23 protein-coding genes and 2 tRNA genes are annotated in these 26,541 nt (G+C 37.3%); 13 read left to right on the top strand and 12 right to left on the bottom strand.

Features of this window, described 5'->3' with window-relative positions:
• Window positions 1–924: an oxygen-dependent coproporphyrinogen oxidase gene (gene hemF / locus BZG02_RS00400; protein ID WP_245868036.1), complete on the top strand. Its 924-nt coding sequence runs from the start codon at window positions 1–3 to the stop codon at window positions 922–924.
• A 135-nt stretch (window positions 925–1,059) separates the two neighbouring features.
• Window positions 1,060–2,073: a ferrochelatase gene (hemH, locus tag BZG02_RS00405; RefSeq protein WP_101259436.1), complete on the top strand. Its 1,014-nt coding sequence runs from the start codon at window positions 1,060–1,062 to the stop codon at window positions 2,071–2,073.
• A 12-nt stretch (window positions 2,074–2,085) separates the two neighbouring features.
• Here the strand turns inward: hemH and tsaA are convergent, their stop codons facing one another.
• The 4 genes from tsaA to BZG02_RS00425 form a co-directional block, all read right to left on the bottom strand.
• Window positions 2,086–2,586, bottom strand: coding sequence for a tRNA (N6-threonylcarbamoyladenosine(37)-N6)-methyltransferase TrmO (gene tsaA, locus BZG02_RS00410; protein WP_101259437.1), 501 nt, complete (start codon window positions 2,584–2,586; stop codon window positions 2,086–2,088).
• 409 nt (window positions 2,587–2,995) lie between these two features.
• Complete coding sequence (locus tag BZG02_RS00415) at window positions 2,996–3,508, bottom strand: DUF4494 domain-containing protein (RefSeq protein WP_245868037.1); 513 nt, start codon at window positions 3,506–3,508, stop codon at window positions 2,996–2,998.
• A gap of 106 nt (window positions 3,509–3,614) precedes the next feature.
• Window positions 3,615–3,688, bottom strand: a tRNA-Met gene (locus tag BZG02_RS00420).
• Between the two features lie 366 nt (window positions 3,689–4,054).
• A tRNA-Met gene (locus tag BZG02_RS00425) sits at window positions 4,055–4,128 on the bottom strand.
• A 367-nt stretch (window positions 4,129–4,495) separates the two neighbouring features.
• On the opposite strand from BZG02_RS00425, the gene BZG02_RS00430 reads away from it, so the two are divergent.
• From BZG02_RS00430 to BZG02_RS00465, 9 genes are all read left to right on the top strand, one after another.
• Window positions 4,496–4,870 carry an START-like domain-containing protein gene (locus tag BZG02_RS00430; protein WP_101259439.1) on the top strand — a complete coding sequence of 125 codons (375 nt, stop codon included), beginning with the start codon at window positions 4,496–4,498 and terminating at the stop codon, window positions 4,868–4,870.
• Between the two features lie 184 nt (window positions 4,871–5,054).
• The gene (locus BZG02_RS00435; RefSeq protein WP_101259440.1) at window positions 5,055–6,515 is read left to right on the top strand and encodes an LptF/LptG family permease; all 1,461 of its coding nucleotides are present in this window, start codon (window positions 5,055–5,057) and stop codon (window positions 6,513–6,515) included.
• On the top strand, window positions 6,508–6,978 hold the full coding sequence (locus BZG02_RS00440; RefSeq protein WP_101259441.1) for a nuclear transport factor 2 family protein: 471 nt from the start codon (window positions 6,508–6,510) through the stop codon (window positions 6,976–6,978). Before BZG02_RS00435 ends, BZG02_RS00440 begins: the two co-directional genes overlap by 8 nt.
• Before the next feature lies 1 nt (window position 6,979).
• Window positions 6,980–7,147: a DUF5522 domain-containing protein gene (locus BZG02_RS20720; protein ID WP_180335581.1), complete on the top strand. Its 168-nt coding sequence runs from the start codon at window positions 6,980–6,982 to the stop codon at window positions 7,145–7,147.
• 3 nt (window positions 7,148–7,150) lie between these two features.
• Window positions 7,151–8,119 carry a methionyl-tRNA formyltransferase gene (fmt, locus tag BZG02_RS00445; RefSeq protein WP_245868038.1) on the top strand — a complete coding sequence of 323 codons (969 nt, stop codon included), beginning with the start codon at window positions 7,151–7,153 and terminating at the stop codon, window positions 8,117–8,119.
• Window positions 8,120–8,406: 287 nt separating this feature from the next.
• The gene (locus BZG02_RS00450) at window positions 8,407–10,176 is read left to right on the top strand and encodes an AMP-dependent synthetase/ligase (protein WP_101259442.1); all 1,770 of its coding nucleotides are present in this window, start codon (window positions 8,407–8,409) and stop codon (window positions 10,174–10,176) included.
• Window positions 10,177–10,197: 21 nt separating this feature from the next.
• A complete protein-coding gene (locus tag BZG02_RS00455) occupies window positions 10,198–12,600 on the top strand; it encodes a 3-hydroxyacyl-CoA dehydrogenase/enoyl-CoA hydratase family protein (protein WP_101259443.1) in 2,403 nt (800 codons plus the stop codon).
• Window positions 12,601–12,626: 26 nt separating this feature from the next.
• Window positions 12,627–13,802: an acetyl-CoA C-acyltransferase gene (locus BZG02_RS00460; RefSeq protein WP_101259444.1), complete on the top strand. Its 1,176-nt coding sequence runs from the start codon at window positions 12,627–12,629 to the stop codon at window positions 13,800–13,802.
• Window positions 13,803–13,919: 117 nt separating this feature from the next.
• A complete protein-coding gene (locus BZG02_RS00465) occupies window positions 13,920–15,704 on the top strand; it encodes an acyl-CoA dehydrogenase family protein (protein WP_101259445.1) in 1,785 nt (594 codons plus the stop codon).
• 633 nt (window positions 15,705–16,337) lie between these two features.
• Here the strand turns inward: BZG02_RS00465 and BZG02_RS00475 are convergent.
• From BZG02_RS00475 to BZG02_RS00500, 6 genes are all read right to left on the bottom strand, one after another.
• Window positions 16,338–17,213 (bottom strand): radical SAM protein, encoded by an 876-nt coding sequence (locus tag BZG02_RS00475; RefSeq protein ID WP_101259447.1) that lies wholly within the window; start codon window positions 17,211–17,213, stop codon window positions 16,338–16,340.
• A 78-nt stretch (window positions 17,214–17,291) separates the two neighbouring features.
• Window positions 17,292–18,092 (bottom strand): SDR family NAD(P)-dependent oxidoreductase, encoded by an 801-nt coding sequence (locus BZG02_RS00480; protein WP_101259448.1) that lies wholly within the window; start codon window positions 18,090–18,092, stop codon window positions 17,292–17,294.
• Window positions 18,093–18,200: 108 nt separating this feature from the next.
• Window positions 18,201–18,743 (bottom strand): nitroreductase family protein, encoded by a 543-nt coding sequence (locus tag BZG02_RS00485; RefSeq protein WP_101259449.1) that lies wholly within the window; start codon window positions 18,741–18,743, stop codon window positions 18,201–18,203.
• A 77-nt stretch (window positions 18,744–18,820) separates the two neighbouring features.
• Complete coding sequence (locus tag BZG02_RS00490; protein WP_101259450.1) at window positions 18,821–19,858, bottom strand: L-dopachrome tautomerase-related protein; 1,038 nt, start codon at window positions 19,856–19,858, stop codon at window positions 18,821–18,823.
• Between the two features lie 43 nt (window positions 19,859–19,901).
• The gene (locus BZG02_RS00495; RefSeq protein WP_101259451.1) at window positions 19,902–20,198 is read right to left on the bottom strand and encodes a putative quinol monooxygenase; all 297 of its coding nucleotides are present in this window, start codon (window positions 20,196–20,198) and stop codon (window positions 19,902–19,904) included.
• Window positions 20,199–20,474: 276 nt separating this feature from the next.
• Window positions 20,475–20,846, bottom strand: a complete 372-nt coding sequence (locus tag BZG02_RS00500) for a DUF6249 domain-containing protein (RefSeq protein WP_101259452.1) — start codon at window positions 20,844–20,846, stop codon at window positions 20,475–20,477.
• A gap of 542 nt (window positions 20,847–21,388) precedes the next feature.
• Here BZG02_RS00500 and BZG02_RS00505 point away from each other — a divergent pair.
• A complete protein-coding gene (locus BZG02_RS00505; RefSeq protein ID WP_101259453.1) occupies window positions 21,389–21,955 on the top strand; it encodes an RNA polymerase sigma factor in 567 nt (188 codons plus the stop codon).
• 42 nt (window positions 21,956–21,997) lie between these two features.
• Window positions 21,998–22,378 (top strand): hypothetical protein, encoded by a 381-nt coding sequence (locus tag BZG02_RS00510; protein ID WP_143470400.1) that lies wholly within the window; start codon window positions 21,998–22,000, stop codon window positions 22,376–22,378.
• Between the two features lie 424 nt (window positions 22,379–22,802).
• On the opposite strand, the gene BZG02_RS00515 is transcribed toward BZG02_RS00510, so the two are convergent.
• Together BZG02_RS00515 and BZG02_RS00520 are read right to left on the bottom strand one after the other, a co-directional pair.
• A complete protein-coding gene (locus BZG02_RS00515; RefSeq protein WP_101259455.1) occupies window positions 22,803–23,141 on the bottom strand; it encodes a hypothetical protein in 339 nt (112 codons plus the stop codon).
• A 23-nt stretch (window positions 23,142–23,164) separates the two neighbouring features.
• Window positions 23,165–26,455, bottom strand: a complete 3,291-nt coding sequence (locus BZG02_RS00520; RefSeq protein WP_101259456.1) for a WD40/YVTN/BNR-like repeat-containing protein — start codon at window positions 26,453–26,455, stop codon at window positions 23,165–23,167.
• Window positions 26,456–26,541: the final 86 nt, after the last annotated feature.

Below are 26,541 nucleotides of genomic sequence, written 5' to 3' on the forward strand. Positions count from 1 at the left end.
TTGATTCGTAAACAAGTAAACAATTCTATGCATAAAGAAGAAATCGCAGGCAAATTTAAACAGCTACAAGATAGAATCACGAAGTCCATTGAAAAAACGGATGGAAAAGGACTTTTCATGGAAGATAATTGGGAGCGAGAAGCTGGTGGTGGAGGTCGAAGTCGGGTAATTACCAATGGAAACATTATTGAAAAAGGCGGTGTTCAATTTTCGGCAGTTTACGGCGAACTGCCCGATAAAATAAGAAACAAATTGCACCTTTCCAATTCCAATTTCTTTGCAACAGGTGTTTCCTTAATCATGCATCCTGAAAATCCACACGTGCCTATTATTCATATGAATGTTCGCTATTTTGAATTAGAAGACGGTACGTTTTGGTTTGGTGGTGGCATAGACCTTACTCCTATTTATATTGATAAAATGCAAGCCAAAGAATTTCATTTACAACTAAAAGAAGTTTGTGATCGTCATAACATAGACTACTATGCCAAATTTAAAACTTGGGCTGATGACTACTTTTATCTTCCCTTTCGAGAGGAAACAAGAGGAGTTGGTGGTATATTCTTTGATCAATTAAATGGAACGGATGGTTTAAGTAAGGAGCAAATTTTTAATTTTACGATGGATGTTGGGAACTTATTTGCACCTCTTTACTGTCAGATAATGAAACAAAATGCCAAAACTCCTTATTCCGAAAAGGAGAAAGACTGGCAATTACACCGACGAGGAAGATATGTAGAATTCAACCTGGTGCTCGACAAGGGAACAAAATTTGGCTTGGATACCAATGGCAGAACGGAATCAATATTGGTTAGTATGCCACCTGAGGTTAAATGGACGTATCAATACCCAATTGAAAAAAATTCTAAAGAGCAACAAACACTTTCCTTATTGCGGAAAGGAATTAATTGGATCAACGAATGAATTAACTAAATTGTGACTGTTTCGAAAAACAAATTACTATTTAAATTGTTTAGTGGTGGAAGAAAATTTTTATTACTTTAAGCTAGCAACAAACAATTACGTTTTCCTTTTATCTTAATAAACCACATAAACACTATGTCAAAAAAAACAACTGTTTTACTTCTTAATTTAGGCACCCCAAAAAGTCCTAACGTATCGGATGTTCGTACCTATCTTTTCGAATTTCTAAACGACCCAAGAGTTATTGACATTCCCTGGTTGCTAAGAAAAATATTAGTGAATCTTATTATTGTACCTTTTCGCGCAAAAGGATCCTCGAAAATATACAAGCAAGTATGGACTAAGGATGGTTCGCCATTAATGATTTACGGTGAAAAAGTGAAGCAACTTCTTCAGAAAGAATTGGAAACCAATTTCACGGTAGAATTAGCCATGCGATACCAACAACCATCGATGAAAAGTGTTTTGGATAAGATACAAAAGGATATGCCTCAGAAATTAATTATTCTGCCAATGTATCCGCAATACGCTTCCTCTTCTACTGGTTCCACTTTCCAGAAAGCAATGGAAATCATTAAAACCTGGGAGGTAATTCCAGAGGTTAAATTTGTGAATCAATTCTTCGACCATGAAGGATATTTGGATACGATTGTTGAAAATGCACAGAAGAATGATTTGAATGAATTCGATCATTTCGTATTCTCCTATCACGGCTTACCTATTCGTCAGATAAACAAGGTGCATCCCAATCGAAATTGTCTTACCTGTAATTGCCACAAAGAGTTTAAACCCGATACAGACTACTATTGCTATCGATCTACCTGTTTCGAAACCAGTCGTTTATTAGCCGAAAAACTCGCTATTCCGAAAGAAAAATACACTGTTTCATTTCAATCGCGATTGGATAAGAACTGGCTGGAACCTTTTTCCGATAAAGTAGTGGAAGAAAAAGCAAAAAACGGAGCCAAAAAAATACTAGTTTTTAGTCCAGCATTTGTTGCTGATTGTTTAGAAACAACTGTAGAAATTGGCATCGAATATAGAGAGATTTTCGAGGAAAACGGCGGTGAGAAATTAGTATTGGTAGAAAGTTTAAACGATCATCCTAAATGGATTGCTACCTTAAAGGATTTGGTTTTAAAAGCATAAACCAACTACCTCTTATTCGTTATCGCAGACTTTAAATCGTTCATCCGACTTTAATGTTTTATGCTTGTCGTCCCATTTTCGATCTAACCAACCCGATTGCACATTTTCACGATTATCAAAACGTCCAAAAAAAGGCTTAATATCCAGTAAAGGGGTTCCATCTAAAACATCAGCATCCTCGATATGAATAATATTTTCGTTTATCCCAATTAATTTTACTGTTGAGATACCAATTGCATTGGGTCTGCGCGGCGAACGTGTTGCAAAAATGCCATGCTCTTCGGAATCCATAAATGGAATTACACGCAATTTGTAGTCTTTTACTTTATGCAAATGGTAAATAAGAGTGATATGAGAAAAACCCTCCAAATCTTTTAATCCATCAACAAATTCAGTATTTAAAACAATATTAGCCTTTACGCCTTTTGCTCCCATTGGCTGGATCGGCATATTTTCAAGCGTTTTATAGGATGTTCGAATCACTCCCAAGCTTTCAAATTTAATTTCAGTCATTTTTCGATTTTTAATACACAGCTTAAAACTAACAATTCTCATCCAAATAAAAGAGGTGGATCGCAATAAGCATATCCACCTCTTTCGTGCGCCAAAAACTCTTATGAAGAGCAATGTTGTTCAAGCCAAAACAATAGATTAAAGGCTTAAAACTTCTTACCAAAGAAAGAATTATTCGGTAAGAATTAATTTGTGTTTATTTATCGGAACAAATGTAAAACAAGAATTAAATTTAAACGAATATTTAAAAGAAAAACAACACGCTTCCCATTTAAAAACATAAAACCCTGTATGTGTGATTATTATATCAACACACACAGGGTTTTACAACACTTAATTTGTAATTTTACACCTGTTTTTAAACAGTAAACAAACGTTTTCGATAAGAAGAGGATCAGAAAAATCTGATCTATTCGAATTCGTTGCTATTCTCTTCCATTTCAGAAACAGGTTTTAAATGTGCAGGAATTTCTTCATTCAGCTCATCGCTAAAATATGGAAATACATCCATTAACGGACTTTCCGAAATAGCAGGAATTTCGTAAGGTACGATCATCGTACTTAAGCACTCTTCTAAAAATTCGTAAGCTTGTTTTACATTACTTGCTTGGGTAAGCATATATTGAGTTGCTTTTTTCTCTTTCCCAGATGCTTCATCAATATCAACAAAAGAAACCTTTGCTTTAAACCAACGGTCGCCATTTTCGTTTGGATATAATTCTGTAACATTAGATTTACTAATGTTTGTTACATTAAAATCGCCACTAATCATTTGTTCCAGCTCCTTGTGAATTCTTGCTTCGGCCTCGGTAAAAGATACCGCATCCACCAAATATGGCTCCGATACTTTTTTCTCTTTCCCAGATGCTTCGTCAATTTTCACGTATTTCACTTTGCACTCAAACCAATTACTTGTCATCATATTCTATTTAAATTTTTAGCCTAACAAAGATAAAATAACCATTGTTTTATGAAAGAAATATTCCTAAAAATAAAAAGGGAATAACTCTTCAGTTATTCCCTTTTTGTAGCGAGAGGCGGGCTTGAACCGCCGACCTCGTGATTATGAATCACGCGCTCTAACCAGCTGAGCTACCTCGCCATTTTTGCTGGATTGCGGTGCAAATATAATTGCATTTTAGTTCTAAAAAAAATCTTTTTATTGGAAATCGAAGTAAGCTTCCCGAATAATATTGCAAACTATCTCAATTACAGAATTATTACAGCTAAAAAATATTTTGTTTTTTTTCAAAAAAGTAAATTATCCATACTCAATCGGGAAAAAAAGAAGGTTCCGATTCGTAATATATAAACCTAAAACTTCTATTTCTAGCAAATCACTCTAAAAAACAAACTCAAATCATTCTACCAAAAAAGAAAGTTTACGATACCATTTCATTCTTTCCAAGTCTAATATCGCATTTAATAAAAAAACAAAGGGAATCACTTTTCAGCAATTCCCTTTTTGTAGCGAGAGGCGGGCTTGAACCGCCGACCTCGTGATTATGAATCACGCGCTCTAACCAGCTGAGCTACCTCGCCGTTTTTCTAACGAGGTGCAAATATAAAATCCTTTTTCATTTAAAAAAAATCCTTGCCCCTTTTTTTCATATTTTTTTAGAATAAAAGCATCTAAATTTTATTTCTAAAAATTTCCTTATATTACTAAAATCAAACAATTAGCAAAACGAACCAATACTAATAAATATGGAAATCCTGTAAGTTGCAATCCTGTTTTTTTAATTCCATTATCTTAAGTATCTTGCGAAAAATTTCAGTAGTAACTTACAATTCACGTTTTTAGTTAGAAAAAAATCCGGTTTTCGGGTTATATGAAAAAACTTCAGACTTGTTTAATTAGTTTTTACATATTTTCATCTAATTATTTTATTCAACAAAAGTCCGTCCAATGCAACAATTTGAACTAGAATATGTGCTACAAGCCTCACAAAAAGTAATTTACGATAGATTAAGCAGCGCAAGTGGTTTATCAGAATGGTTTGCCGATGATGTTAATCAAAAAGGAAAAATATTCACCTTTATATGGGAAGGTTCCGAACAACAAGCAGAATTACTTTTAAAGAAAGACAATCGTCTGGTTCGTTTTCATTGGTTAGACAGCGATGATGATGATAGTTTCTTCGAGTTCAAAATTGAAATAGATGCTCTTACCAACGATTTATCTTTAATAATTACTGATTATGCCGAAGAAGATGAGGTAGATGAGGGAATTGAATTATGGGACTCTCAAATTTCAGAGCTAAAGCAAGTTTTAGGGATATGATTTTTTAACACTCCACATTTACGAAACCTAATTAAAATACCTTATTTTTGTATTCCTCAAGACCAGTCTCATTGTGTTATTGGTCTTGTTTTGTATGGAACAAATCGTGAAGTTTCAACAAACATGATTTACTAATCTGGTTGAAAATAATTTAGATTCCATTTATCAACCAAAATGGCAAGGAATGAAAAGATTACATTCATTTATTTTAAAAAGCTTTTTAGGGCCTCTGGCATTCACCTTTTTTATCTGCATGTTTGTTTTGCTAATGCAATTCTTATGGCGTTATATCGATGAATTTGTAGGGAAAGGCTTGGATTGGACTATTATTGCTGAATTTCTTTTTTATGTTTCGGCAACTTTGGTTCCTATGGCTTTACCATTAGCCATTTTGCTGGCATCCATAATGACATTCGGAAATATGGGTGAGAACTATGAATTAACCGCATTAAAAGCTGCTGGAATATCCCTGCAAAGGATTATGAAACCCTTAATCATCCTAATTATCTTTATTAGTTTAGGAGCATTCTATTTTTCAAATGTAATAATGCCTATTGCTTCCCTAAAAACCAGCACCTTACTATACGACATTAAAAAACAAAATCCAGAACTGATTCTTAAAGAAGGTATTTTTACCAACGACCTCCCAAAATTTAGTGTTAAGGTTGGTAAAATTGATAAAAACACTGGAATGCTGCACGATCTTTTGATCTACGATCATCGTGAAGGTTTGGGAAACACCGATGTAACGGTTGCCGATTCGGGAACTATGGTTACCTCGGCTGACAAATTAACCATGAACCTTACACTTTACAGTGGTAATATATATCAGGAAGTAAAACAAAAGCCACGAGATAGAGATAAAAACCATCCTTCGCGAAGAATAAAATTTGATGAATTCAAGCAGAATATTTCATTGCCAGGCAATGATTTAAAACGAACCGACGAGAATCGATTTAAGAATAGTTACAGAATGCTAAATTTGGGTCAACTGGTAAATCAGGAAGATTCACTTAATTCAATAATTGAAGAGGAAAAGAATAATTTCTCGAAAAGTTTACTCGTTCGACATTACTTCCAAAAAGAACCTAAGAATCTTTTAAATGATTCTATTAAATCGGTCTTGATAACTGAAAAAATAAAGGATGCCGATTCTTTATTCAACAAACTTAATCCTTCTAAAAAGCTGACTACCATTAGTTATGCTTTAGACAAAGGGAGAAAAGCCCGTGAAAATATTGCGAGAAAAGATAACGAATTATCAGGGCAAATTAAATGGCTGCGAAAATTCACGAACGAGTGGCATCGTAAATTCACATTGCCTTTTGCCTGCTTTATTTTCTTCTTTATTGGAGCTCCTCTTGGAGCAATTATCCGTAAAGGAGGATTAGGTATGCCAGTAATTGTCTCCATTTTGTTCTTTATTATTTACTATATTATTTCGATGACAGCGGAACGTTTCTCAAAAGAACTGGTTCTTGAACCTGTCTGGGGCATGTGGATGTCTTCTCTTATTGTGTTGCCACTTGGAATAATTCTTACTTATAAAGCAACCACCGACTCTACTGTTTTCAATATTGAGAACTATATTGATTTCTTTAAGAAAATTAATCCATTGAAATTTTTCAAGAAAAAGAATGAATAAACTATTTCCTACTTTAGGATTTATCCTTATTCTAATTGCCTTTTCGTGCAATACAAACGCACCAAAACAAAAGAAAGAAATCGATGAATTCATAAACAAATGGCATCAGGCAGCAACCGAAGCTCAATTGGATACTTATTTTAATTGCTTTAGTGAAAATGCCATTTATATTGGTACCGATGCCGGCGAACGTTGGACTAAAAAAGAGTTTTTCGCATTTTGCGAGCCTCACTTTTCAAAGGGAAAAACTTGGGATTTTAAGCCTTACAACCGACAAATATATTTCTCGGACGATAACAAAACCATTTGGTTTGATGAATTACTTACTACATGGATGGGAGTTTGTCGTGGCTCGGGAATTATAATTCTGGAAAATGGAAAACTCAAAATTTCTCACTACCATCTTTCAGTAACTATCAAAAATGAGAAGATGAACGAATTTTTATTAATTCAACAAGAATAGTATGTTCGACGACTTACAACCAGATATTGATTATACAATGAGCCCTGATGGATACCGAATACTCACCAAAAAGTATTTAACAGAAAGAGGCTATTGTTGTGGAAATGGATGCAAACACTGCCCCTACTTCCCAAAACACAATAAAGGAAACAGCACATTAAAAGAGTAAGGAATGATGAATAAATTACGAATAGTATACATGGGCACACCCGATTTTGCGGTTGCTCCTCTTGAAGCCTTACTAAATGCCGGATGCAATGTTGTTGGTGTTATCACCAATCCCGACAAGCCTGCCGGAAGAGGTCAACAAATTCAAGAAGCTGCAGTGAAAAAATTTGCAGTAGATAAAGGACTTAAAATTCTTCAACCAGAGAAATTTCGAAACGAAGAATTCCTCGAAGAATTAAGAGCACTAAAAGCAGATCTTCAGGTAGTAGTCGCTTTTAAAATGCTTCCTGAAATGGTTTGGAACATGCCTAAATTTGGAACATTAAATCTACATGCCTCCCTACTCCCTCAGTACAGAGGAGCTGCTCCAATCAATTGGGCAATTATTAATGGCGACAAAGAAACAGGAGTTTCTACCTTTCTGCTTCAACACGAAATTGATACTGGGAATATTCTGTTTCAAGAAAAAATTTCCATTGGCGATAATGATAATGTAGAAGTTATTCATGACAAATTGATGACGCTTGGCTCTGAACTGGTTGTTAAAACGGTTCGTGCTATTGAAGCCGGAAAATATCCTCAAATTCCTCAGGAAAGCTTATCGGGAGAAGTTCTGGAACTAAAAGTAGCTCCAAAAATATTTAAAGAGGATTGTAAAATTGATTGGACACAGGATTTGAATGCTATTCATAACCTTGTTCGAGGATTGAGTCCTTACCCTGCATCCTGGACCGAACTAATCCCTAAGGAAGAAGGAAAAGCAATTGGTCTGAAAATTTTTACTGCTGAGAAAGAAGAAGAAAAACACAGTGAAAAAATTGGACATCTTACTACCGACGGAAAATCTTATTTAAAAGTAGCTGTTAAAGGAGGTTTTATCTCCATAAAAATGTTACAGCAGGCAGGTAAAAAACGCATGAAAACAGAAGATTTCCTCCGGGGATTTCAACAAATAAAAAATTATCACTTATAATATAAAGGAAGCTTTTATCGGCTTCCTTTTTTTTACGCCCACCAAATAAAAAACAATACCCAGCAATTAATATTTTATTTTCGGAAAGCTTTTCGTAAATTCTATAGAACTCTAATCTAATTTTAGATTAGGAGTAATTCCAATTACATATTTAGTAAAACCTATTGCAAGAACAACTTTTTCATCCTCTCACCTCTTCCATAGAGACTATATTCTCTGCGCCTCATCATATGTAACAGCTACATATTGATATGCTATACAACCTCATCTGCCTAAACTCACCATTTATGGTAACGCGCATTTTTGACTTACTTGAAAATTACCAGACAAATTATCCGGACAAAAGAAATGCCTTTGTAAAAAAAGAAGGAACGGAATGGATTCCATTTTCAACAGAACAGTACGTTAACTACTCCAACTTTATAAGTTATGGCTTGCTTGAAAATGGAATTAAAAAAAATGATTGTGTGATAACCATAACCAATAACCGACCCGAATGGAATTTTGTGGATATGGGATTGGCGCAGATAGGAGCAATTCATGTTCCCCTTTATCCAACCATAAACACCAAAAGTTACGATTACATTATTTTGCAATGCCAACCCGTTGCCATCTTTGTATCCGATTATTTTTTGTACGAAAAAATTGCACCTCTGCTAAAAAAACATGTGTCGATTAAGTTGGTGTATTCATTTGAAAAAGTAAAATCAGTAAGCCATTGGACTCGTTTACTAGAAACAGGTGAAAAAGCAAAGCATAAACTCGAAAAGGAATTATTGGCAATAAAAAATAGCATTCAAGCCAACGATTTAGCAACTATTATTTACACTTCAGGAACAACAGGAAATCCGAAAGGAGTAATGCTTTCTCATCATAATTTCATGAGTAACGTTATGGCTTCTGCAAGCAGTTTAAATTTAGATTCAACGCACAAAACCCTGAGTTTTTTGCCAATAAATCATGTGTATGAACGGATGGTAAATTACCAATATCAATTTAAAGGAATTAGTATTTGTTATGCCGAAAGTATGGATACTATCGGTGAAAATTTACGAGAATTGAAGCCGCACGGATTTGCTACGGTTCCCCGTTTGCTCGAGAAAGTTTACGATAAAATCATGACCAAGGGAAAAAGTTTACCTTTTTTGCAGAAAACAATTTTCCTGTGGGCTGTGAATCTGGGACAAAGATATGAGTTGAACCGGGCAAACGGCTGGTGGTATGAATTTCAATTAAAAATTGCACGAAAACTAGTTTTTAGTAAGTGGCAGGAAGCCTTGGGCGGGAATATAAAGTTCATGTGCTCGGGAGGTGCTCCCCTGCAAGTTCGTTTGGAACGACTATTTTGGGCCGCCGAAATTCCTGTTCAAGAGGGATATGGATTAACCGAAACATCACCAATTATTGCTGCAAATAAAAATGCTTATCCCGATGTGAAATTTGGAACCGTTGGACCAGTTTTAAAAGGAGTGGAGGTAAAAATTGCGACAGATGGAGAAATACTGGCCCGAGGACCAAATGTAATGCTTGGGTACTATAAAAATCCTGAATTAACCAAAGAAGTTCTTGACGACGATGGCTGGTTTCATACTGGAGATATTGGTTGTTGGGAAGACAAGCGATTCTTAAAAATTACGGATCGCAAAAAGGAAATATTCAAAACTTCGGGAGGAATATATATTGCTCCTCAGGAAATTGAGAACAAATTAAAAGAATCTCCATTTATTGATCAAAGTATTGTTATTGGCGAACATAGGAGGTTCCCATCTGTGATTATTTCTCCAAACTTTGTATTCCTAAAAGAATATTGTCGCCGCAAAAAAATACCATTCGAAAATGCAGAACAAATCATCTACAACCAGCAAATTCAGATTCGAATTTGGAAAGAAATTCAAAAAATGAATACCAATCTTGATCATCCGAAAAAAATTAAAAGTTTCCGATTGGTTGCTACTGTTTGGACTCCCGAAACCGGAGAACTCTCCCCTACTTTAAAACTAAAACGCACTGTTTTAAAAAATAAATATCAGTTAATGATTGAAGAAATTTATTCCTAACACACACTAAAAATACTATATATGCATCGTAAAATAAGGAAAGTAGCCGTTTTAGGAGCCGGTGTTATGGGCGCCCAAATTGCCTGCCATTTTGCAAATATTGGCATAGAAGTTCTTTTATTGGATATGCCTCCTAAAGCGTTGAATGCTAAGGAAAAGAAAATAGGCTTATCCCTCGAACATCTTCAAGTGAGAAATAGAATTGTGAGCCAAATGCTTGCCAAAACCATAAAAATGAATCCGGCACCTTTGTATCTAAAGTGTTTTGCAAAGCGAATTTCTGTCGGAAACTTTGAAGATGACCTTTCCCGTATTCAGAATTGCGATTGGGTGATAGAAGTAATCGTAGAAAATTTAGCAATCAAACAAAAATTATATGCTCGTATAGAGGAATTTAGAAAGCCTAATTCTTTAATTACCAGCAACACATCAGGAATTCCAATTGGAATGCTATTGGAAGGACGATCGGATGATTTTAAACAATCGTTTTGTGGTACGCATTTTTTTAATCCGCCAAGGTATTTGAAACTGCTGGAGATTATTCCCTCCAAATATACTTCGAAGGAAGTGATCGCTTTCCTTACGGAATTTGGAGAAAAATATTTGGGTAAATCGGTAGTTATTTGCAAAGATACTCCTGCATTTATTGCAAATAGAATTGGGGTTTATTCCATGATGTCGGTTTTTCATCTTCAAAAAGAATTCGACTTTTCGGTGGAGGAGATAGACAAATTGACCGGCCCAATTATTGGGAGACCAAAATCGGCAACCTTCCGAACCTGCGATGTAGTTGGTTTGGATACTTTGGTGCTTGTGGCTCAAAACCTACAGAAAGCACTCGCAAACGACGAATCTAAAGCTGTATTTCAGATTCCCGATTTTATTCAGAAATTAATGGAGAACCAATGGCTGGGAGCAAAAACCGGACAAGGTTTTTATAAAAAGATTAAAAATGAAAGTGGTGTTAGTGAGATTCTTAGCTTAAACTTATCGAGTTTTGAATATCAGGCCAAACAACAAATAAAATTTGCTGAATTTGAAGCTGCCAAAGCCATTCCTCATCTAAACAATAGATTTAAACTGCTACTAAAAGGGGAAGGAAAAATCAGTCAATTCTATCGCAAATTGTTCCTGGGATTATTTGCTTATGTATCGAACCGAATTCCTGAAATAGCCAACGAAATTTACAAGATTGACGAAGCAATTTGTACTGGTTTTGCTTGGGAAATGGGGCCTTTCGAAATTTGGGATGAGCTAGGTTTGCAGAAAACTATTCCGATGATGGAAGAGCTGGGTTACAAACCTGCCGACTGGATCTATAAAATGGCAGAAAAAAATCAGAAATTTTATCAGCTTAAAGCTGGAAACAAACAATTCTTTGATATTAGTTCTGAAAAATACAGCACGATCCCGGGAACGGAAGAATTAGTGGTTCTTAATAATCTTCGTTCTACTCACAGCATTTGGAACAACGAAGGCTGCAGTATTATCGATTTGGGCGATGGCGTAATTAATCTGGAATTTCACAGCAAAATGAACACCATTGGCAGTGAGATTATTCAGGGAATTAATAAAGCAATTGATTTGGCCGAAACCCAATACAAAGCCCTCATTATATCGAACGAAGGCGAAAACTTCTCTGCCGGAGCAAATATCGGTTTGGTATTTATGTTGGCCATCGAGCAAGAATATGAAGAGCTTGATATGGTGGTTCGTACCTTCCAAAATACCATGTTAAAATTAAAATATGCATCGGTTCCAGTTATAGCCGCTCCGCATGGAATGGCACTTGGTGGCGGTTGCGAGGTTTGCATGCACTCCGATAAGGTGATTGCTCACGCCGAAACCTATATGGGATTGGTTGAATTGGGTGTTGGCGTGATTCCGGCTGGTGGTGGCACGAAAGAATTTGCTTACCGCCTATCGAACGAAATGGCTGCCGACGATATTAGAACCAACCGTTTTCGCGAAAAATTTTTAAGTATCGGACAAGCAAAGGTATCTACTTCGGGCTACGAAGCCTTCAACTTAGGCTACCTGCGTAAAGATGTAGATGAAGTAATTATCAGCAGAAAACATCAGTTGCTTTACACAAAAAAAGCCGCTCTTTTGATGTGCGAAAAAGGCTACACTCCTCCTCTTCCAACCAAAGATATTCGTGTGTTAGGTGCCGAAGGACTCGCATTAGTATATTCCGGCGCAGATGGAATGGAAGTTGGAAATTACATTTCGGAGTACGATAAATACCTCTCAATAGAACTTGGTAAAGTATTGAGTGGCGGCGAATTAAGCGAACCTACCGAAGTTTCGGAGAATTACCTGCTGAATTTGGAGCGCATTGCTTTTGTAAAGCTTTGTCAGCAAAAGAAAACGCTGGAGCGAATGCAAAGCTTACTACAAAAAGGTAAAATTCTTAGAAACTGATTAATGTTAATTGATAACTGATATTTATGAACGCATATATAGTTGCCGCCTACCGAAGTCCTGTAGGCAAAGCAAAAAAAGGAAATTTAAGATTTATTCGTCCCGACGATATGGCCGCCCAAGTGGTGCAACGAATTAGGAAAGAAATTCCAAATTTAGATGCCACCATGGTGGATGATGTGATTGTTGGAAATGCCACCCCCGAGGCAGAACAAGGCTTAAACGTTGGTCGTATGATTGCCCTATTGGGATTGGACAACGTGCAAGTTCCAGGAATGACGGTAAATCGATACTGCTCATCGGGATTGGAAACCATTGCCATTGCTGCCTCGAAAATTGAAGCCGGCCTTGCCGATTGCATTTTTGCCGGCGGCGTAGAAATGATGTCGCTGATGCCCATGGGTGGATGGCGATTGGTGCCGAATCTGGGAATCGCAAAATCGCATCCCGATTGGTACTGGAACATGGGAATTACCGCCGAAGCTTTGCAGATGAAGTACAACATATCCCGTAAGGAGCAAGACGAATTTGCTTTTCACTCGCACCGAAAAGCATTGGAAGCACAAGCAACAAACCGCTTTGCAACCGAAATAGTTCCCATTCATATGTTAGAAACTTTTGTTGATGAACAGGAAAAAATAAAAAGCAGAGAACACATCCTTAGTCTGGACCAAGGTCCCCGACCGGGAACCACAATAGATGCCTTAAGTAGGTTAAGCCCCGTTTTTGCAAAAGGTGGAAGTGTTACTGCTGGTAATTCCTCGCAAACTTCGGATGGTGCAGCTTTTGTTTTGGTGGTATCTGAAAAAATGTTGAAACAACTAAATGTAGAACCAATAGCTCGGTTTGTATCCTACTCGGTTGCAGGTGTAGAGCCTAAACATATGGGAATTGGTCCGGTAAAGGCTATTCCAAAGGTGCTGAAACGCTCTGGATTGGCAATGAACCAAATAGAGCAAATTGAACTGAACGAAGCCTTTGCAGTACAGGCACTTGCCGTGATGAAAGAACTACACCTGAATCCTGAAATCACGAATGTGAACGGAGGAGCCATAGCTCTTGGTCACCCTCTTGGATGTACTGGTGCAAAACTAACGGTGCAACTGCTTCACGAAATGAAAAAGCGCAAGCAAAAATACGGCATGGTTAGCATGTGCGTTGGCTCGGGACAAGGAGCTGCCGGGATTTTTGAATTATTATAAAACTACCCCCAACCCCCTAAAGGGGCTAGTTCTTCTTCAAAGATAATTGACAATGTTTTTTCAAAGTCCCCTTTAGGGGATTTAGGGGTGAGAAAGATAACTCTAAACTCATAAAATATGGAAAAGATAAAAACAATAAAAGGCGGACAATTCTTAGTGAAAGAAACCAGTCCTCAAGATATTTTTATTCCCGAAGAAATTTCGGAGGAGCAAAAAATGATTCTGGAAACCTGTAGTGATTTTCAGGAAAAAGAAATACTTCCCCTTCTCGATGAAATCGACAGTCAGCAAGAAGGTTTAATGACCAGCCTAATGGATAAAGCCGGCGCACTTGGTTTATTAGGAATTGCCGTGCCGGAAGAATACGGTGGTTTCGGTCAAGACCTGAATACCTCGATGCTGAGTACCGAAATTATGGGAACCTACAGTTCTTTTGCTGTAGCTTATGCGGCTCATGTAGGAATCGGCACTCTTCCTATTTTGTATTACGGAACACAAGATCAGAAAGAAAAATATTTACCAAAACTGGCAAGTGGTGAAGCTAAAGGTGCTTACTGCTTAACGGAACCTGGAGCTGGTTCGGATGCCAACTCGGGAAAAAGTAAAGCGATACTTAGTGCAGACGAATCGCACTTTATTTTAAACGGACAGAAAATGTGGATTACCAATGCTGGTTTTGCAGATATCTATACTGTTTTTGCCAAGATTGCTGATGATAAAAACCTTAGTGCCTTTATTATTGAGAAAAGTTTTAATGGTATTAAGCTCGGACTAGAAGAAAAAAAGATGGGAATTAAAGGCTCGTCGACCTGTATGATGTTTTTTGAAGATTGTAAGGTGCCTGTTGAAAATCTTTTGGGCGAGCGTGGCGAAGGTTTTAAAATAGCCCTAAACATTCTAAATAATGGTAGAATTAAATTAGCAGCAGCTGTTTTAGGTGCTGGCAAAAAAGTAATAACGCACTCCATTATCTATGCAAATGAACGAATTCAATTCGGACAAGCCATTGCAAACTTTGGAGCCATACAGTACAAAATTGCCGAACAAGCCATACGAACCTATGCGGTTGAATCGGCCATTTACCGTTGCAGTAACGACATACAAAATGCAATGCATCATTTAATGGAGGAAGGAATGCCCAAAGAAAAGGCTGTAATTCAGGCGCAGAAAGAATTTGCTGCCGAAGCTGCTATTCTTAAGGTTGCCGGATCGGAAGTTTTGGACTATGTTACCGACGAGGGCGTTCAAATTTATGGTGGCATGGGCTATTCGGCCGAAGCACCTATGGAGCGCGCTTACCGCGATTCCCGGATCAATAGAATTTTTGAAGGAACCAATGAAATTAACCGAATGCTTATTGTAGACTTTCTATTGCGAAAAGCATTCAAAAATGAATTGCCTCTTTTAACGGCAGCCCAAAATGTGGTGAAAGAACTAATGGCTATTCCTGATTTTGGAGAAGAGGATACGGCAATTTTAGCACGAGAAAGTAAATTAATAATCGGCTTTAAGAAAAGCGCCTTGCTAATTGCCGGAGCTGCAGCTCAAAAATTTATGCAAAAGCTAAGCGATGAACAGGAAATACTAATGAATATTTCTGATATCATTATAGACTGCTATCAGGCGGAATCTCTCCTTCTTCGTGTTAAAAAATTAATGGAACTAAAAGGTGAAGATGCCAGTACCGAACAATTGGCTATGTGTAAGGTTTTCTTTTACGATGCGGCCGACCGTATTCATAAAAATGCCAAAGATGCAGCCAATGCAATTACCCAAGGCGATGAATTGCGCATGATGCTCTTAGGCTTAAAACGATTCACTAAGCATGCCGGTTTAAACAGCAAAGAGCAGCGACGATTAATTGCCGCAAAATTGATGGAAGAAAATCGATATTGTTTCTAATGCCTGGAGAATAAAAACAAGCAGGACAATTGTACCTGAAAGCTCTCTTGTAATGAAAATCAGTTCTGTTTTCGTAGTGGATTTGAATAAAAACATCACTAACAACACATCCCCTACAATAGAGATATTGCAAGGCAATTATCCGAAAGCTTAACTCGAAACGAAAGCTTTCCTTTTCCTGCGAAAACTTGTTTCTATGAAAATAGAAGGCTTCCTTTTTATAAAAAACAAGGCATCTACAATTGTAGAAAGGTTCTTTTTGTTGCGAAAATAGGCTTCCACAAATGCAGAAAGTCTCTTTTTCCGGCAAAATAGGCCTCTACAAATGCAGAAAGTCTCTTTTTCATGCTGAAATAGGCTTCAACAAATGTAGAAAGCTCCATTTGGTTGCGAAAATAGGCTTCCACAAAAGTGAAAAGCTCCATTTGGTTGCGAAAATAGGCTTCAATAAAAGTATAAAGCTCCACCTGCAAGTCTGGGAAGCCTATATAATAAGGAAAAGTGAACAAAATTAGACGTTAGCATGTCAATAAAAAAACCTCCAGTTGCCGCTTATTTGCAGCCGGAGGTTTTGCTTATTTTAAAAAAAACAGATGGATTGTTTTTCACCTATTCCATATAAATTTCGAATCATCAAATCGTATGTCGCTTTGGAACACGATTTAAAATAGACGCATGAGTTTCTGAAATTACCTGCTCTACTTTGGCAATAGCAGCTTGTTTCTCATTAGGCAAATGCGCATCGAAGCTGACTGTATTAATGATATGAATTCCCATATAGTAGGTATCCACATCTACTAGTTCCAGGGTTTTCTTTTGCTCCTCGAGCACTTCTCCCTCGCTAGCCATTTCGAAAATTCCTGCTTCAATATCTTTAGCTAGTTGGGTTCCCTTATTTGCGTTCAAACTTGTTGGCACAATCCCCAAAGGTTTCACCTGATTAATCAGCTTCGCGTTGGCTTCGGCATTTTCAATTCCTCGTCCTTTGCCTGCCGCTCCAAACATAAATCCGTAGAAGAATGTAATGCCTGCTTTGTTTAGGCGTTCTAACTGTTCGTAGGCATCGGCAAGCGAAGCTCCTTTATTCAAATAGTCGAGCGCATCGGCCAAACCAGTTTCAACACCAACCCACAAATCACCAATACCCAGCTTTTTCAATTCCGCCAGCTCTTCATCGGTTTTGCCCATAATGTTATTAATCGACGCATACATGGTAATTATCTCCACCTGGGGCAGGTACTTGTGAATCATTTCGGCGACTGCCTTTAATCGATTTCCTGATAGAACAAATGCATCTCCATTGACCAAAAAGATCCGCTTTACGCCAGGGTAATTTGCTTGTGCTTCCTGCAAATCCATTTCCACCTGATCCATTTTATCAACCGAAAATTTTACATCGCGATACATGGTACAAAAGGTACATTTGTTGTGTGCGCATCCTACTGTTACTTGCAGTAAAAGCGTATTTGCCTCGTAAGGAGGCCGGTAAACGGGTCCTGTATAATTCATCTCTTTTTAATTTGATACAGAAATCGAAATAAGCCAGTAGCTACTGATTCCTGATCGCTAACTTGATCTGCTTATTTTTTAAGCAATTATTTTTTCTGTTTGTTCGGTAAGTTCTTGAATGGCTGCCTGGTTATAAGCATCGGGATGAGCTTGGGCATAAACGCCATTATCATTATCGAAATACTTTCCTGTAATGCCTTGATGATCTTCCGACACTGCCAAATCGTATAGTATATTGGAGCCTTTATCAGCAGGTGACCAATGTTGCCCATAAGCTTCATTTGCCATTTTCGTGTTTAGCAGTGAACCTGGATTCACCGCAATAACGGCAATATCATTCAACTGTTTTGCTAAATCGAAACTCCACATGGTTAAAGCCAACTTACTTTGCGCATACGATTCGTTTAAAGAAACATTGCTTTTACCCAACATCACATCGTAAGAAACGGGAGACTGAGCTGCCGAACTTAGATTGATAATGCGTGTTTCATTTCCTTTTTTGAGTACAGGCAATAAGTCTTTGGTAAGTAGGTAGGGAGCTAAATAGTTCACCACAAATCTCAAATCCATGCCATCCTTATTTAAAAGAATTGGAGTTTTGAACACACCCGCGTTGTTAATTAACACATCAATGTGAGAAACTTTACCAATTACATCCTGAGCCATTTCTCTTACCGCTTTTAAATCTGAAAAATCAGCAACAAAGCCATCAATTTCTTCATTATTAGTAGCTTTTTTCATCTCAGAAACTAAGGTATTCACTTTCTCGGGGCTTCTTCCGTGAACAAAAACACGATGACCTTCTTTAGCAAATCTTATGGCCACCAATTTCCCAATCCCATCGGTACTTCCTGTTACTAGTATATTTTTTTTACTCATGTTTTTAGTGTTTGTTGTAAAAGCTATTTACTGATTTGAAAGAAAAACCGCCAACGAAATGGTATTGTTCGCAGTTTTACTTTTTATTAGGTTCAGAGATTGTTATTCCTAAATAAAACGCATGATATCTTCAACATTTTTTCTTGGTGTAGCTTTTGGAGTTTCATCAGGATAACCATATACGATAAGCGCTGCTACGCTTTCTCCCTCTGGTAAACCAACAATACCTGATATTTTTTCATCGTTAATAATACCGAGCACGCAAGTACCAACACCCTTGGCATGAGCTGCAAGGCAAAAAGTCTGACAAGCAATCCCTGCATCGAAAATTTCCCAAGCTCCTCCTTTTGAAGTTATGTAGTCGTCGCTATCTGCTTTGCCACTTTTTCCTTTTACAAAGCTCAAAACCGCAACACCTTTGGCTTCTTTTAGGGTGTTTACATTATATACAAAGCCATCAACACCATCAGTCGCCAATTTTGTAATCACCTCCTTATTATCAATCAAAGTGTAACGTGCTACCTGAAAATTCCCCCAGGAAGGTGCCCATCGACTTATCGATACAATTTCCTTCATGATTTCTCGGTCAACTTTCTCTTCCTTAAATTTTCTTACACTTCTACGTTCTTCAATTGCTTTAATTGCATCCATCTTGTATATTTTTTTTGATTTAGTGTTATTTCTATAAAACCGATTCAAAATCGTTAATAAGCTCTTTAGTTTATAGGCTATTTTAACAATTTTGTTCTAACAATTATAAATGGTCCAACACTATCATCTTTCCCATTATTAAGAGCAGGCACTCTGTTTAGTTGATCAACGGTACTGTATAAATATCCATCTTTAGCCATCTCTAATCCATCAGGCCATGTTTGTCCTTCTGGCAAAGTTGCAATAGTTTTGTATCCGTCTTTATTAGTTACCCCTAGCTCTTGCTTCTCGATATTGGTTACATATACGTTTCCTTTTTTGTCTGCAGCAATACCATCGCTGTATGATTTTGGAGCATAATCTTCAATACCTGCTGTTAACTCCTCATTGGAATCAAAGCTTTTAGCAGGAACTCTATAAACTTTTTTACCATGCAAAGCACCAAAATATACCCACTTAAAATTAGGATCAATTGCAATTGGATTTAAAGCAAATCCTCCTTCAAAATCAGGCATCATAGAAGCATGACTCTCTGCCATTCTTCTTGCTTCTCCAGTTTTTGTATCAATCACAATAAAGGCAGGAGTTGGAGCACTTTTCAAATCTCCCTGTGTCATATCAGCAATAATCACACGGCCGTTCTTTTCATCGATCACAAAATCTTGTAGAAAACTAACCGGAGTGACTACCTCTTCAGGAATGGCAATAGTTCTTACCAACTTCTCGTTTTTAGTATCCCAAACAATAAATTGCTTAGCACCCATATCCAACAACCAAAGATTTTCCTTACTGTCGGCTCTAATTCCGATAATTGCTTTAATGCTGGAATTGGCTCCTTTAGAATATGCATCGTTCGGATAGGCTTTTCCTTTTCCTTCACTATCTACTTCGTAAACTCTTACATCAGCACCCATTAGTGGGTTAATAGAAACAAACATTCTGCCTGACTCTGTAATTGCCATGTTTCCTGCTCTTACCGTTTCAGAAGAAACAACTACTTCGGCTACTTTAACTTTTTCTGTATTTTTATTCTTCGAAGTCTCAGCATTTGTGTTGTTTGTCGCAAACAAAGCCAGAACGGCTACTAAATATAATTTTGATAGGCTATTTTTCATCTTCTTATTTTTTTTAAAATCATTAAATATTATTCGACCCGACTTAAGCTATTAGTGACATTTCATTTACAATAAACTCTTCGACAGCACCCTCTGTTGCTTCCAAATATTGCGCTAAATGTTCGTTCTGCATATGCTTCTGCCATAATTCTCTATTTTCCCACTTCTCGTAGAACAAGAAAAAGTTTTCGTTATCATTATCCTGATGTAGATCGTAACGAATACATCCGTCCTCTGCACGAGTAATATCAATTAACTTTAGCAACTCTGCTTTTACAAATTCTCTCTTTTCTTCTTTTACTAAAATTCTAGCAACGATGGTTAAAGTTTGATTCTTCATAACTTTTTGTATTATTTTTTTTTGTAAATAGTTTATTAAAATTGATACTACAAATTTAAGTCATGCCAGAAGAAGATATATTGTAATTGAAATGGGATAAATTGTACAATTATTGGCTAAAGGCAAATAATAAGCCCTAAATACTCTTAATTATAAGTTTAAAATCTATTTAAAGCCAATTTTCACACACTACTCACAATATAAATACAATAGAAAAAGCCTCCGCCAGAAAAATCTGATGAAGGCTTTGTTAAAAATATTAATATTGAAAACAGACTATTCTTTTACTTTTTTGCTCATAATAAGGTAATACAACAAGAAACCTATCGATATTGAAACAAAAAAGATTCCGTAAGGCATCGCACTATCGTACTGTTTAAACATAGGATTGTAGGATGCCAATACTTCCATTACAATAAAACCTATTCCTCCAAAAAATGCAACTAATCCCCACTTTAAAGCTGGATATTGATCGTATTTCACTTGTTTCTTTATTTCAACTTCTGCATCCTGGTCTAAAATACCTGCTCGCTCGAAGTGACCCGTTTTAATTATTTTACGCTTTAAAAAATGCGCCGATAAAGTTTTCACAAAAGTGATAATACTAAAGAATACCACTGCCGCCATTAATAATTCTCCTAAATTCATATTTTAAGTTTTAAGTTTCTGAATGTGTTTTGCCTATTAGACCATAGTGCTTTGTAGAATGTTGCAAAAAGTTATATTTTTTTCTTGCTTCCGCAGATTTGTAATCGGAGGTGTGAGAATTAAGAATACGTATAAGAACTCTATGAGTCTAGGTTGTGGCTATTTCTATATCGTATTGCTTATCCCTAAAAGCAGATTCGACCCCATGTGAGGTCGTAGGTCTATAAAATACAACATCTATATACATATGACTCCAAAGGAGCCATACATTCAATAAGTATTCATAATGAATTTTTGTTTTTTTTCTGGATTACAACGGCAATATTGTAGTTTGGATGTGGAATAGAAAAATAAGCTAACTTTAGAAATACTCTCTATAATACTGGCGTGCGTTAGGGGTAGAAGCGGTTACCCCGCAGGGAGGTACGAACGAGGAGTAATAGCAGATGACCCGACCCGAAGGGGAACGCCTAAAAGAAAATTAAATTTAGTTACATTATCGTGCAACAAATAAAAGGGAGTGCTTGTCTACTCCATCAAAGATGAACGAAACCGAGCTGATACAACAAATTTGTAATGGCAATCCTCAAGCTTTCCGATATTTGGTGAAGCAATATGAGCGATTGGTGTTTCATGTAGCCGGAAGATTGTTGAATCAGCAGGAAGATTTGAAGGATGTGGCGCAGGAAGTTTTTATAAAGGTGCATCAGAAATTGCCCGAATTTAGAGGTGATTCGAAGCTTTCGACTTGGATTGCAACCATCGCATATCGGGTTTCGGTGAATCATTTAAAAAAGCGAAAACCGGATGTGGATATTGGAGAATCGCAATATGAATTGATGCAGCACAGCAGAGTTTCGGATGAAAATCCGGAGCAATTGACTCAGAAAAAAGAGTTGAAGGATATGGTAAAACAAATGGTGGACCGACTGCCGGCTAAATACAAAACGATTTTGAGTTTGTATCATTTGGAAGAATATGGATACAGTGAGATTGTTGAAATTACCGGATTGCCTGAGGGAACGGTGAAAAATTATATATTTAGAGCTCGGAAATTGCTAAAAGAGATGCTGGAAAAGAGCGAACTGAGTAGGAATTTTGAGATTTGAAATGCGAAATGTGAGGTATGAGATTTTAATACAGATATGAATATGAATTTCGAAAATACAGAAGAAAATTGGGATTTAGATGACTTGAAGCTGATTGATGAGTTGCTTAAGGATAGTCTTAAGCAGGATTTTTCGGTTTCGATACCTGATGATTTTGCTGATTTTGTTACCGAAAAGGTCGAAAAACAAAAATCGGTTAGGGAGGCTCTGTTGCGATTAATAATGATGACTTTGGGCTATTTGGGGATTCCCGGCATCGCCTTTGGATTGCTTTACTATTTAAAATCGACGAAGATAGATGTAATTCTCGATTTGATTTTCACTTACAAATATCCTGTTCTGTTTGGTGTGCTTTGTATTCTTTCGATTCAGATAGCCGACGTACTTCTACTTAGTCGCACGAAGGATCAATTGGATAAATAGCTTGCTGAAAATAAACATGTTCTCTTTATCTTACTATTGGCAACCCGACTTTGAGTCGGGGCACCAAATGTAAATGCAGATATTGAAAGGAGATCACAGATCTCAACACTCAAAACCTGTAAATTGCAAATTTACAGGAGCGTGCCGAATACTAAACCATACTAGTACTTTCTTGCTACCTCCAATTTGTAATTGTGAGGTGTGGGAGTTAAGAATTTTTAATTCGTCAAAAAAACCTCATCCCCCAACCCCTTCTCCTAAGCGCGAAAGGGAGTCTCTCTCCAAATAAAAACAGGATCAACAAATCTCCTATATTCTCACAAATAAAATTGAAGATGTGTTCTCTTCTCCTTCAGGAGAAGGATAGGATGAGGTCGTAAATTAAATGGGGCAATCTGCGATTAGATTGCCCCATTTTAGTTTATTATTCTTCGGAAGATTCTAGGTTTTCCTCCTCTTCCACATCCCTTTTGAAAGGAGCATCTGTTCCAATTACTTTAAACTGTTTGTAATCTTCAGGATTTAAAAAGATACCTGTTCTAGTAACATTAATAATATAGGCATTATTATAGGTCAGCACCACCATCTCATTATTCTCCAAATCGATTAAGGTTTGTAACAAATTCGATTCAGTACCCGATTGAGAAAGAAACAATGCCTTCTTGGGAAGATTCACATTTGCTGGAACCTCCACAATAGTTTGTGTCATAGCACAACCACCTAGTATCAGGATAACTAGCACCCCTATTAAATAAACTCTCATAGTTTTCTACTTACTAATTTATACTACTCCATTTTATAACTTGGTACTCTACCCGGTGTCCATGGAGCACCTGTCTTTTCCAATTCGGCTTCTACCAGCTTCATTTCATCGGCAACAGCATGTAGTCGTTTTAAAGCAACTGGAAATTCCTCTTTTAAGATTTCAAATTGCTCTTTTTGCGTTTGGGTTACTCCCGATGTACTGGCCCAATGTGCACCAACAATATTGTTTATCCGTTCGGAAATTGGAATTTGTGCTGGTGGAATTTCTTCCCCACTGGCACGTGCTTCTACCCCATTAAATAAGAAATCAATTGCATCTACTTCCTGTTGTAAATCGTTCACTTTTGTACTTAAAACTGCTCCCGCACCAGGTGTCTGCAACAAAGCCATTTTTATTGCATTAATATGATTCTTATAGGTATTATTCAGTTGCATACTTCCGTAAATGGCTCGCGACATATTTGCCACTTTTTGCTGGAACGCAACCAATTCGGCACGATTTTCGGCTGGCAAACTTGTGTTGTTTAAAGTTACCGCTTTAAAAGGAACGGCATCTGCCAATAGTTTGTATTCACCTTTGCTTACTATTCCCATTTCCACCTGATAAACTCCCGGCATTACCAACATTCCCGATTTTGCTTCTTTGGTAGGTACAAATTCCTCGTCTTTTACAGGATATAAAGACTGAAAACGAAGATCCCAATTGCTTCTGTTAATTCCCTTTTGAGCCTTAGCAGTTAATCTTCTTACTTCGTTCCCATCCTTATCTTTCACAACAAAAACAAGATATGGCGCTACCTCTTTAGCTTCCTCTTCCATCTCTTTCCAACTTGGCTGTGGAATATAAGTGCCTGCTTTCAGTAGCTCTTTTTCTTTTTCCTGACGGATTTGTTTGGCAGTTTTTGGTACTTCTTTTAAATAATAGGTAAAAGCTGCACCAAATTCAGGATTTGGAGCCGTGAAATAAGTAGCTCCCATGCTTCCTTTTCCTCCCTTTTGAATGTACATTAAAGCATCTTTTACAGGGAAAAGCTGGGCATCTTTTTCTATCATTTCTGATGTTACGCTTCGTAAAGGGGAATAATCATCCAAAATAAAAAATCCACGCCCAAAACTTGCAGCTACCAAATCGCCTTCTCGTTTCTGAATGGTTAAATCGCGAATGGCAATTGTAGGAATACCCGCTTTTAATTGTATCCAGTTTTTGCCTTCATCTTTTGTAAAGAATACCCCGAATTCTGTTCCCACAAACAGCAATTCAGGAGCCATAAAATCTTGCTCAATAGTATGAACCGTTCCGTTTTCCGGAAGATTCCCAGCTATATTTACCCAAGAATTCCCTTTATCGGTACTCTTTAAAAGGTAAGGTTTAAAATCATCGCGCTTGCGATTATCAAACGAAGCATAAATTACATTTTCATTGTGTTTCGAAGGCAATAAATCACTCACATAAGTATATTGCGGAATTCCGGGGAAAGCAGCATATTTTTTCCACTGCCCTCCTCCATTATCACTTACCTGAATCAATCCATCATCGGTTCCTACGTATAATAAATTCTCTTTTAATGGAGATTCTGCCAAGGAAATAATGGTTCCAAACTGCGAGGTAGACACGTGCTTTTTTACTGCATCGGCCGACCAATATTGTCCCATTATTTTAAATGAATCTCTATCCTTACCCGTTGTTAAATCACCACTAATAGCTTTCCAGGTGTTTCCACGATCATCGGTTTGGAACAGCTTATTGGCCGCTGCATACAAACGGGTATTTTTATGATGACTAATAATTACGGGTGCATTCCAATTCCATTTATAAGCTGGTTCGCCCTTTGGTTCACGTGCTTTAATTTCAATTTTCTCACCACTTTTTTTATCGTAACGATATAAATTTCCATACTGATATTCGCAATATACAATGTTCGGATCTGTTGGATCTATTTGAGCCCAGAATCCGTCACCACCTAGAATTGGATCCCAATCGGCATTGGCAACACCTTCTTTACTGATATTTTGAGAAGGTCCGCCAAGGGTATTGTTATCTTGAGTTCCGCCGTAAACATTATAAAATGGCAATGCATTATCCACCTGAACGCGGTAAAATTGAGTTACAGAAAGATTGCATTTAAAAACATAGGTTTCGCCCGCATCAAAACTTTCGTAGATACCGCCATCGCCACCAATCATGAAATGATTCGTATCGCTTGGATCAATCCAAATGGCATGGTCGTCCACGTGCCTGTCTTTAAGACCTAACTTGGTCCAAGTTTTTCCACCATCTTCGGTAAAATGGGTGTAAGTCTCTACCGAATACACTTTATCCGCATCAATAGGGTCGCAATAAATCTCGTTGTAATATTGTCCGCTACTTGCATGATCACTCATTTTCGACCACGATTCTCCTCTATCGGTTGATCGAAAAAATCCGCTTTTATCTTCTGCAGCCTCAATAATTGCATACACGTAATTGTGATTTACCGGCGAAACGGCAATTCCCATTCCTCCCATATCCACACTTGGCAATCCTGATTTTAGTTTTCTCCAATTCTCACCTCCATCGGTCGATTTATAAATTGCAGATTCTGGACCTCCATTTATTTTTCCATACACATGACGACGACGCTGTTCGGATGTTGCATACATGATATCTGGCTCAACAGGATCGATAACTACATTATTAACTCCTGTATTTTCACTTATCTCCAATACTTTCTTCCAAGTTTCTCCTCCATCAATGGTTTTGTACAAACCACGATCGCCACCGGGGCCCCAAGCCGAACCTTCTGCGGCAACAAATACGATATTCGAATTCCTAGGGTCAATAACAATTCCACCAATATGGCGAGATTCTTTCAATCCCATATTCTTCCAGCTCTTACCGCCATCCATGGTTTTATAAACTCCATCGCCATAGGCTAAAGCTCTCTGATGATTATTCTCTCCTGTTCCTGTCCAAACTACATTACTATTGTTCGGATCCATAGTCACTACTCCAATAGAATAAGATCCATACTTATCGAAAACCGGCATCCAGGTAGTTCCATTATTAATCGTTTTAAAAATATTACCACTAGCAACTCCCACATAGTATTCGCTATGATTGTTTGGATTGACAGCAAAATCAGCAATACGTCCTGATGTTGTTGCAGGACCAATATTTCTGAATTTTAAACCACTAACCAATGCAGAATTGATTAAAGTGTCCATTTTTGGTTCGGTTGTTTTCTTTTTTGCCTGTAGGAATCCGGGCTGAATCAGCATTCCCAAAAACAACAACGAAAAAACCCCTTTCTTCAAGTTTTGTAAGGTATTCATGAGTTATAATTTAAGGTATAATAAAGCCTGTAAGTGTTCCTTTTTACCGCTCCCAGACTTTCTATTAAGTGTGTGTTTTTTGATGC

The sequence above is a fragment of the Labilibaculum filiforme genome (genome assembly GCF_002843315.1).
Lineage (GTDB): Bacteria > Bacteroidota > Bacteroidia > Bacteroidales > Marinifilaceae > Labilibaculum > Labilibaculum filiforme.